The organism is Microcystis sp. M083S1 (assembly GCF_020246405.1).
Classification (GTDB): Bacteria; Cyanobacteriota; Cyanobacteriia; order Cyanobacteriales; family Microcystaceae; genus Microcystis; species Microcystis aeruginosa_C.
This window is the reverse complement of record NZ_JADBTB010000205.1, coordinates 1-10,140: the sequence shown is the minus strand read 5'-3', so window position 1 is coordinate 10,140 and position 10,140 is coordinate 1. Positions and strand designations below refer to the sequence as shown.

Sequence of the window (10,140 nt, the reverse complement as noted above, 5' to 3'; positions counted from 1 at the left end):
ATTTACTCGTTCATCTCCTAATATAGCGAGACTGATAACTGGTTTCTGATACAAATCAAAGGCACGATAGTTATAAATATACATCCTCTGAGGGAAATTTTCTTCGTATTGGCTTTGAATTTCAATATGAATCAAAATCCACACTTCTTCACTCCTGAGTAACCAGACTTTATAGAGTTTGTCAGCAAAACGTTTTTTTGTCTTTGCTGAAGCGGTAATCCGTTTCAGTTCTTTTTCTAAGGATTCGGGAATTTTTGTCCAATCAATTAATTGGTGAACTTCAGGAAAAAAGAAGCATAAAAACGCTTCAAAATACTCGCTTAATGCTTCTTTCCAGGGTTCATCATAATTAGCGGTTGTTTGTTTCATTATGACAATTTTAGTGGGTTGTTGTCAGAAGGCGATCGCTAACGTCAAACCTAAGCAGTTAAAGTATTTAACCAATTGATTAAATCTTCAACCGTAGAGAAATCGAATAAAGCTTCTCCTAATACTTCGACATCATCAATACTTAACTCCATAATTTTAGTTTCCAATGAAGGATTAATCTCCCCTAACTTGCGTTTAATTTGACGAAGAATCAATGTCTTTTCGCGTTCGATACCGCGTTCAATACCGCGTTCAATACCTTGTTCAATACCTTGTTCAATACCTTGTTCAATACCTTGTTCGATACCGCGTTCGATACCTTGTTCAATACCTTGTTCGATACCTAGTTCAATACCTTGACGCATCCAACTGGTAGTAATTTGCATAACTCCCTCCTGTACGGGTTGACTAAATGTGCTAATCTCTTGTTGAAATTGTATCTCTTCGGCAGGATTTAGATTGATATATGTATCAATAAATCCGGAAATTAATTGCATTTTTGCAGGATTTAACTTTAAAGTAATTAACAAGCGCAGACATTCCGCTTTTACCTTGGCTCGCTCTTTCTCGGCAATGTTCATCTTAGCCATCAAAGCTGAAGCAACCGGATTCGGTTGATTAAGAAAATCTCGCCAATTTAATCGATTTAACTGCACTACCTGATAGTTAAATTCTAAGACCTTAAAATCGGGAAAATCGACTACATATTGACTAATCGCTGCTCTTTTTGGCTTTGAATAAGAAAAAATTACAATCGGATAAATCGGTAAGACAAATTTCTCATGAAAGCGAGCAAAATAAGTAAACATTCGCCGATTAAACCACTTGCGGGAACTTTCCTGCGCCTCTACATGAATCAGAAAAAAAGATTCTTTTCCTCGAAACTTAACCTGTGCGACTAAATCGCTTTCATACCTTTCTCCTTCCGTGACATCGGTAAATACTTCTTTGTCTAAAAAAGTAATCGATTCCCTATCTAAATAATCGATCAATTGAGGAAAAAATAACTCGATAAATTCGATAAAAAAGGTGGAGATTAACTCCTTAAATAAGCGATCATGGTCAATATTATTAGTCATGTAATATCATCTTAACTAATCTGAGCGATGAATGACTACTCTTATGTATTGTATTCTGAAAAGTCGGTTTTGGCAACGGATTGTTATGACCTCACCCCCTTAACCGACAGCGATTGCCAAATTCGCCCAAAATCCATCAGATTGAGCTAAATCGAACAAACTATCGTAAACAGCAGGAAAAATCGGCAACAGCGTAGAAGTCATGACATTAACTGCAAAGGTTTACTGCTAACAGTTTTAGGCCAACAATCCCCAATTTTTCAAGGTTGCTATCACAAAAATTAACATTTATTACAAGAAAACGGGTTTCTCGAAGAAACCCGTTTTCTAAATATTTTCTCGAAGAAACCCGTTTTCTAAATAAAGGCAATCACTCTCCCCAATTCATAATTCCAGGATACCTTCTCCTTTATCATACTTTGTGCTTTTTGTCAAAAAAACTTTTTTTTTGCAATAAAACTACACAAAAAAAAGATCATCGTTGTGGGTGAAAATGACTGATTTACCCGTCTTAATTAGGATCACCTTCTAGGTGTGGCAAGGGTTTCAACCATTGCTGCCCAAAAAAGCACAAAATAACCCATTATGAAATTCTATCAAATCGCTGTAACCATTATAACGTCGTTGTTAAATAAAAATCTTTCTCAATTAATTCTTAAGAATTTATAAATATTGCGGAATGTTAATTTAAATATTCTCAAGTTTTTGCAGTCAATAAATAATTTTTGCTTATCTTTGTCAGAAAATAGAACTTCTGCAAAAATCCAACATCTACCATGGGGTTAGGAGTCTCCGAGTCAGGATTCAGGAGTCAGGATTCAGGAGATTATTTTATTTATTCTCCCCACACCCCACACCCCACACCCCACTTATTAAACAAACATGAAAGAATCGTGGCGAGAACGTCTGAATATCTCTCGAATAGCGATTAATGCCCCGAGGTTAACCATTGCTTTCTGGTTAGCGGTGGCAGTGGCGGGAATTTTGGCTTTTAGTTCCCTAAAATACGCTCTTTTCCCCGATATCAGCTTTCCAGTCGTAATAATTAACGCTCAAGCGGATTTAGCTACTGCTATCACCACGGAACAGCAATTAACTAAACCCCTAGAAAATCCCCTTTTCTCTCTCCCCGGTTGTCGCGATGTTTCCTCGACTACTGCCCCCGGACAGTCAGTAATCAGCGTTTTCTTTAAAATTGGCACAAATTTAGACAAAGCCACCGCAGCAGTTAAACAGGCTATCTCGCAAGTCCCTTTACCCTCTCAAGCTACTACAGAAGTTATCCCCGTTGATTTAAATGAGTCGGCAACAGTCACATATACGCTGGTGAGTGAGCAGAAAACTCTAGAAGAATTAAGCCAAATCGCCCAAGATAATTTAATTCCACCCTTAAAAGCTCTTCCTGGTACGGCTAAAGTTAATTTACTCGGTCAAGGTACAGTTAGGGAAGATAATCCCCATAAAAGCTTAACCCGACCATTGCCCACGCTGGTGCGCTTTAACGGACAAGAAGCGATCGCAGTGCAGGTAATCAAACAAGGTGCCGCCAATAGTCTCGATCTCGTTGCTGAAGCAGAAAAACTGGTTAAAGACATAGCACAAAAACTGCCCGATGTCAAGATAATTTTAGCTGAAACCCAAGCGGAATATATTCGCGCTGCCCTACAAGGCACGATCGATGATTTACTTTTGGCAGTTTTGCTGTCCGTGCTGGTGATCTTGATATTTTTAGGCAGTTTCGCCGCTACGGTCATTTCTGCTCTGGTTATCCCCCTATCTCTTTTGGGGACTTTCATTATCATGGCAATCTATGGGTTTAATCTGGAAACCCTGACGCTGCTGGCTCTCGCTTTGGTGATCGGCATTGTCGTGGATGATGCGATCGTGGATGTGGAGAATATTTCCCGTTTAATCGACGCGGGGGAAACCCCGAAAAATGCGGCACTTAAGGGGACAAGGGAGATCGGATTAGCTGTCACCGCCTCCACTTTAACCATTGTTGCCGTGTTTATACCCGTCGCTTTTATGGGGGGTGCGGTGGGGCAGTTTTTCCAACCCTTCGGTTTAACTGTCTCGGCTGCGGTGATTTTTTCCCTGTTGGTTGCCCGAACTTTATCGCCAGTTTTGGCAGTATATTGGCTGAAACCGCAGGCACGGGCAAAAATGACGAAACAAAAGCGACCAATTGAGAACACCTATCGACGGCTCTTAAACTGGTCATTACGTCATCGTTTGCTGGTCATTGCTATTGCCCTAATTACCTTTTTGGCGGGTATTGCCTTGATTCCTTTTATTTCTAGGGGATTTATTCCCCGACTCGATCGCGGCGAGTTTAATCTGGTTTATACTTCTCCTTTGCCGAAAATAACGCAAATTAGTCCTAATAAACCGACGGCTAAAAGTTCTAGCGATAGTTTCGCTTGGATTTCTCAGTTAGCGAGTTCTCCCGAAAGTTTTCTTTTGCGTCGCACTGTCCGAGATGGCAGCAAATTAGAAGCGCCGATTTTGCAGGATGGGGAAGTGGAATCGACTTTTATGATCGCCGGTTTACGCGGTGAGCCGAATCGGGGCAAAATTCACGTTAAACTGAAGGGCGATCGTAAATCCCACACCAGTGCGGTGCAGCAACGAATTCGGCAAATTTTACCGACAATTAGAGGGGTGAATGTCAGTGTCGAGGACATTCCTTTTGTGCAGACGGAAGCGGAAAAGCCGATCCAAATTGCGATTAAAAGCGATGATTTCAAGCTATTGCGCGATAGTGCCGAGAAATTGCGGGTTGAGGCCGCTAAAATCGCCGGTTTAAAGGATATTTCCCTATCATCTAGATTAAATGAGCGGGGGGATTTTTTGGCGATCGAGCGTTTAAATAGTCAACAGGCGATTTTTCTCAGTGCTAATCTCAGTCCGGATTTAGGATTAGAAGATGCGGCGATTAAAATTGAAGGGATTCCTTTACCGGAAGGGATAACTTTACAGCGTTGGGGTACTTCTTCTCAAAGTAGCGATGTTTTGGGCAGTTTTGGTCGCACTTTAATCCTAGCGACAATTTTAATGTTAGGAGTTTTATGGTTATTATTCAGAAGACTGTTAGAAACTATCGTCATCGCTTTATGTTTACCTTTAGCGATTGTGGGGGCAATGTTGGGGTTATTGGTAACGGGTAGTGAGTTTAGTATAATTTCTTTGATCGGGTTTATCTTCCTCTTGGGATTACTGGATAAAAACGCTGTGTTATTGCTGGATTATACTAACCAATTGCGTCAACAGGGTTGGAGTCGGGAGCAAGCGGTTTTAGAAACGGGAATGATTAGGTTAAGACCGATTTTAATGACCACTTGTTCGACAATTTTAGGCATGATTCCGCTCGCTTTGGGATTGGGTACTGGTGCGGAATTGCGGCAACCCATGGCGATGGTAATTGTGGGAGGTTTAGTCACTTCTTCCCTGTTGAGTTTAATTGTTGTGCCTGTGTTATATCTAAGTTTAGAGGATGTTTGGAACCAGATTAAAGCCAGTCAAAAGTAGCTAGTTTTACCGTCGCTTTAGTTAGGGTTGGCTGAATAAATCTAAAAACCTTGTTGGGTAAGGCTTTTATACTTTTTGTCAATCAAAAAGTACCGGATATGGGAGTGAGCGGGGGGAAAATACCTGGACTTTTTCCCTAAAAATTAGGTAATTGACCCCCTCAAAATCGGTAAAACCCCACACCCCACACCCCACACCCTGTCCCCACGAAAAACTTTTTGCCGCAAACCCTAGTTATTGTTTTGGCTTCTGATTACTATAGAGTCGTTTGAATTCTTTTTGTTGTTGATTATGATCGACAATTGGCTCAGGATAACCACAACGATGTCTTTCTAAACGGGGGATTTTTCCGGTTACTAAATATTCCGTATCTACGGAAGCTAATTCCGGCAACCACTGACGAATATATTCCCCTTCCGGATCGAATTTTTGTGTCTGACTAGCGGGATTAAAAATTCTTAAAGGTTTCGGATCCATGCCACTAGAGGCACTCCACTGCCAACCACCATTATTAGCGGCTAAATCGCCATCAAAAAGTTTCTGCATGAAGTATTTTTCGCCTTTTTGCCAGTTAATAATTAAATCTTTGGTTAAGAAACTCGCCACGATCATGCGACAACGATTGTGCATCCATCCCGTTTCATTTAATTGTCGCATGGCCGCGTCAACGATCGGATAGCCGGTTTTTCCCTGGCACCAAGCTTGAAAATGTTCTTCGTTATCCTGCCAAGGAAAATGACGAAATTCTTTTCTATAAGCACCCTCAGCCAATTCTGGGAAAAAATAGAGACAATGCTGGTAAAATTCCCGCCAAGCTAACTCTTGCTGCCAAGTGATAATACTATCTTTTGCTTCCTCGGCGCGGCAATTTTCTAATAATTCTAGGGTTGCGGTCCAAATTGTGCGGATGCCAATCGCCCCAAATTTTAAAGCGGCACTCAAGCGCGAGGTGCCATCGAAAGCGGGGAAGTTACGATCTTCTTGATAATTGTTAATAACCCCTTGACAAAATTCTTCTAATCTGCTATGGGCGGCCTTTTCTCCGGGAGCGAGGGGTAAGGGGTTTTGCCAAGTAAAACCTAAATTTTCTAGGGTTGGTAAGTTAATAGTTTCTGTGAGTTTGTCCCCTTCATTTTCGTCTAATCCTTGCAGGTTTTCTAGGGTTGTGGGGCTGGCTTTGGTTAATTGGCTCCAATTTTTCCAAAAAGGAGTATATACGGTGTAGGGACTTTTTGAGAGGGTGAGGACTTGTCCGGGAGCATGGAGAAGTTGATCCCAGAAGGTTTCTACTTCAATTCCTTTTTTTTGTAAAGCGGCGATTACCTGTTGATCCCGTTGACGCGCGTAGGGTTCGATATCGAGGTTAAAAAAAACTGCTTTTGCCGATAAATTGCCGGCTAAGTTGACGAGTGTTTGACTGGGGTTGCCGCGAATAATCAGTAATTGACTACCTTTTTGGCGATAATTTTTTTCTAATTCCTCTAGACAACCGAGGAGATAGGCAACTCTAGCAGGGGCGATATCATCCCTCTCTAAAATAGCGGGATCGAGGCAGAAAACCCCGATAATTTTCGGACTGCGCTCCCTAGCTTTACTCAGTCCAATATTATCCGAGAGACGTAAATCGCGACGATGCCAGAAAAGGATTAGATTTGACATAAAGTAAGGTGATGAGAAGATTATCAGGGGCGAGATTATTGGGGTACAGTTAAGAACAAATTCAAGTCAAAAATACTCTTTCTGTAATTATAGGACAGTGGATCAAGAATAATTGTCTAATTTTACAATCTAGCTGTAATTGGCAGTTAATTTCTTGACAAAATCTCGATGTTCTGCTGTTTCTAACCCCCGCTGCAAAATCAATAAAACTTTTCCTAAGTCGCCCATTAATAAAGCGTTTTTATCTAGCCATAAACCGGGGAAGATTTGGGAGCGCATTATGCCCTCACTATCGGGTTCTAGTTTAATATATTCTCCTGCCTGTAGCCGAAACCAATCAAATTCTTGTTCATAAAACCGCCAGACTAGATATTCTTGGACTTGATTGCGACGGTAAACATTTAATTTTTGATGAACATCGTAGGAAGCACTAGACGCGGCAATTTCGACAATTAATTCCGGCGCTCCTTCTACATAATCATCTTGACTAATTGTTGATTGTCCTTCCTTGTCAATTCTTAATAGGGCATCCGGTTGGGGTTCGTTATCAATATCTAATCTCACGGTGCAATTATCCCCTAATTGCAGATAGGGGGTAAAAGCTTTATAAAAACCCAACCATAACATAATATGTGCGTGGGGTTCACCATGTTGGGTAATTCTCAAGGGAGATGCCATATAAACAATTCCTTCAATTAATTCCGCTTTTTTGAGATGGGGCATCCCTTGATAACGTCGTTCAAATTCCCATCGAGTTAATTTATCGCCGTTTTCTAGGGGAGGAATTGTTAAAGAATCAGCTATTACTGGGGTAGTTGTCATAAGTTTTCTCTTTTCACCCGTCTTCTAGGTAAGTGTTTCTAATTAAATAGAAGATAGATTTTGCCCTTGATCCCCCCTGCCCCCCTTATTAAGGGGGGTGCCGATAGGCGGGGGGATCCCCCCTGCCCCCCTTGATAAGGGGGGTGTCTGACAATTTTTAACACCTACCTACTTAGTTAATCTTTGCCCGCTATCGGATCAGGCTTTTTTACTGATCTTCCATTATTATAACATCCATCGGTAGGGTGTGTTAAAGTAGCTCAACACACCCACAAAAATCAATTGTGAGTCAGCAAATAATCGATAAGTTTGGCCAACCTTACTTGCCCAATTCCTGTCACTCCTCGCTGTATATCTTCCAAAGAATCAAAGGGCTTTTCTGAACGTTTTTTCAGAAAGTCATTAACAGATGCAGGTGGAATTCCCACTTTTTTAAGTTGATTAGCATCACAGCTATTCAAAAGCTCTAAAATCGACTTAGAAGGAGGAGAAGGAGGAGAAGGAGGAGAAATAATAATTTTTTCTTCCAGTCTTTTGATTTCTTTTTGGTACTCCTCTCGGATTGCTTGTAACTGGGTTTCTAATCGTTTTTCAAGATTACTCATCCTCAATTCTAGAGGATTATCTATTTTTTCGGGCTTGGTAATTAACCCAGGAGAAGGAGATAATAACTGTATTTGCTGTAAAGCGATACTCTCCGCTTCTTTATCAACTACAAAAGCGTTAATCATCTCGATGTCAGGAACTTTCTGATTGGCGATAACAGAAGCATAATATTCTAAATCTCCACTAATAATATTATAACGTTCATCAACTTTTTTATTATCAGCTTTTTTGAGAATAGCAGGGCGAATAATTCCACCCATTTCAATAATAAGATTGGCTAAATTCTCTAATTCAGTTTCAGAGAAGGTTTCTCTGGGAAGGGAAGGATTAATATCAGTAATATCGACTCGTAAAAATTTCCACATTTATTTAACTCCTATTTTAGCTAAAACTTCAATTGCTAAGGCTTCAAATTCTGCTGCTGATACTCCCGCATCAGCTTGATGTTCGGCATAATCGATTATAGATTGGGGGGCAGGAATTTCTAAATCTCCCACGGTAACGTATTGATTTATACAGCGAGATAAAGGCATTCTTTCCGAGATAGTCGATTCCATCAAAGGTAAATTATATTTGTCTGGAATCACTTGTTTTTGTTTGGGAAAATTATATTTTAAGTATTGAGCATGGGTGGAAATTTTGGAAGGTAAAACGCCTAAAATTTGTAGGGTTGGTTTACCCAAATCTCCACGACTTTCATTGATTTCCTCTTGAACAAAGTTTTTAACGCTATCTAATCCTTGATTAGAAAATGGTTTAAGATCAGAAGGAATTATTAGATAGTCAGCTGCAATTAAAGCAATGCGTGCATATAAATCAAGTGCGGGAGGTGCATCAATAATTACAATATCGTATTGATCCTTTACTTTCTCTAATTTTCTGGCCAATCTAGCAAATACCGCCGCATTATCTTTAATTTTAGCTTGGTTAGCAATTAAAGATATGTGAGAGGGAATAACATCAATTTCTGGATGATTGAATCCTTGAGACTTTCTGACGATATTCTCAATAAAAATACGGTTACTGTTATCTAGCAAATGAAAGACATTTTTATCTTTTAAATCATCGTCATCATCGAATTGAAACTTAATTAAACCAACGGCAAAGGTACTATTAGCTTGAGCATCAATATCAATTAATAATACTCGCTTACCTTTTTTACTCAAAGCTGCCGCTAGATTGGTAGCGACGGTGGTTTTACCAACACCACCTTTATGATGATAAATTGCGATGGTTTTCATGGGATTTTTGTTGTTGATTGTTGGAGAATTAAGCGGTGGAATGCCTAGGGATAAAGTTTCGTAGCCAATCAGAGATTTTAACTGTTCTAAGTGAGAGGCAATTTCTAACCCAGAACATCTAAAAACTAAATAAATTTTATCGGGTTTTCTTCGATAAAGTTGAATCTCATCACCGTTGGTTAATAATCCCCACTGCACTTTAAAGTAGTTGAGATAATAGCCTAAACGGTGACGATGATTGATGAGCTTTTCTCTGGGATTTTTAGCCTCGATAATTAGACAGTGAGAGGATAAAAACTGCCTTTTATTGATAGGTTTTTGAGCGGAAACAAGGAAGTCTAAGCGGACTTTACCGAAGCTAACTTGTTGATACCAATGTTCGGCATTGTAGCCTAGTTTTGGGAGTAAATACTGGACAATTAGTTTACTCTCCACTTCCCTTTCGTTATGACAATGATGAGGATTGAAAGTCACACATTTGAGGAAATAAGTAGTTGGACAAAAGTAAAGTTAACTGTGGGGTAAGGAGTCAGGAGTCAGGAGTCAGGAGATAGGAGTCAGGAGTAAGTAAGAATTACGGCAATTTACATTTCTTAAGATAGACAACAGAATTTATGTCCGACTACTTACTTAAAAATAACTTATTGTTAGTTTAAATGATGACAGCCCTTCCCGTCAAGGTAAAGCACAGAATCCGGCTCTTCGTTACTTGGTATGGTTCGATAGGGGGGCATAAATCGACTAAATCCTTATCTGGCAAGAGATTTAATTGATTAGTTCGCTCTAGATCAAAAACAATTGACAAAAATCGCCAAATATCTTTCTCTATAAGGGTT

At 39.9% G+C, this 10,140-nt stretch carries 7 protein-coding genes and 1 pseudogene; 1 reads left to right on the top strand and 7 read right to left on the bottom strand.

Annotated elements, in window-relative coordinates:
* Positions 1-369, bottom strand: a pseudogene (locus IM450_RS18785) (hypothetical protein); the annotation flags it as partial.
* A 50-nt stretch (positions 370-419) separates the two neighbouring features.
* Complete coding sequence (locus IM450_RS18780) at positions 420-1,448, bottom strand: DUF4351 domain-containing protein (protein WP_287709810.1); 1,029 nt, start codon at positions 1,446-1,448, stop codon at positions 420-422.
* Between the two features lie 882 nt (positions 1,449-2,330).
* Here IM450_RS18780 and IM450_RS18775 point away from each other — a divergent pair.
* Positions 2,331-4,976, top strand: a complete 2,646-nt coding sequence (locus tag IM450_RS18775; protein WP_287670268.1) for an efflux RND transporter permease subunit — start codon at positions 2,331-2,333, stop codon at positions 4,974-4,976.
* A gap of 234 nt (positions 4,977-5,210) precedes the next feature.
* Here the strand turns inward: IM450_RS18775 and IM450_RS18770 are convergent, their stop codons facing one another.
* From IM450_RS18770 to IM450_RS18750, 5 genes are all read right to left on the bottom strand, one after another.
* Positions 5,211-6,635 carry an FAD-binding domain-containing protein gene (locus IM450_RS18770; protein WP_287670266.1) on the bottom strand — a complete coding sequence of 475 codons (1,425 nt, stop codon included), beginning with the start codon at positions 6,633-6,635 and terminating at the stop codon, positions 5,211-5,213.
* 129 nt (positions 6,636-6,764) lie between these two features.
* Positions 6,765-7,457, bottom strand: coding sequence for a Uma2 family endonuclease (locus IM450_RS18765; RefSeq protein ID WP_287670264.1), 693 nt, complete (start codon positions 7,455-7,457; stop codon positions 6,765-6,767).
* Between the two features lie 278 nt (positions 7,458-7,735).
* Positions 7,736-8,428: a ParB N-terminal domain-containing protein gene (locus IM450_RS18760; protein WP_287670262.1), complete on the bottom strand. Its 693-nt coding sequence runs from the start codon at positions 8,426-8,428 to the stop codon at positions 7,736-7,738.
* Positions 8,429-9,778: an AAA family ATPase gene (locus IM450_RS18755; RefSeq protein WP_287670260.1), complete on the bottom strand. Its 1,350-nt coding sequence runs from the start codon at positions 9,776-9,778 to the stop codon at positions 8,429-8,431.
* Between the two features lie 178 nt (positions 9,779-9,956).
* On the bottom strand, positions 9,957-10,140 hold a 184-nt coding region (locus tag IM450_RS18750; RefSeq protein WP_287670255.1), incomplete at its 5' end, for a hypothetical protein.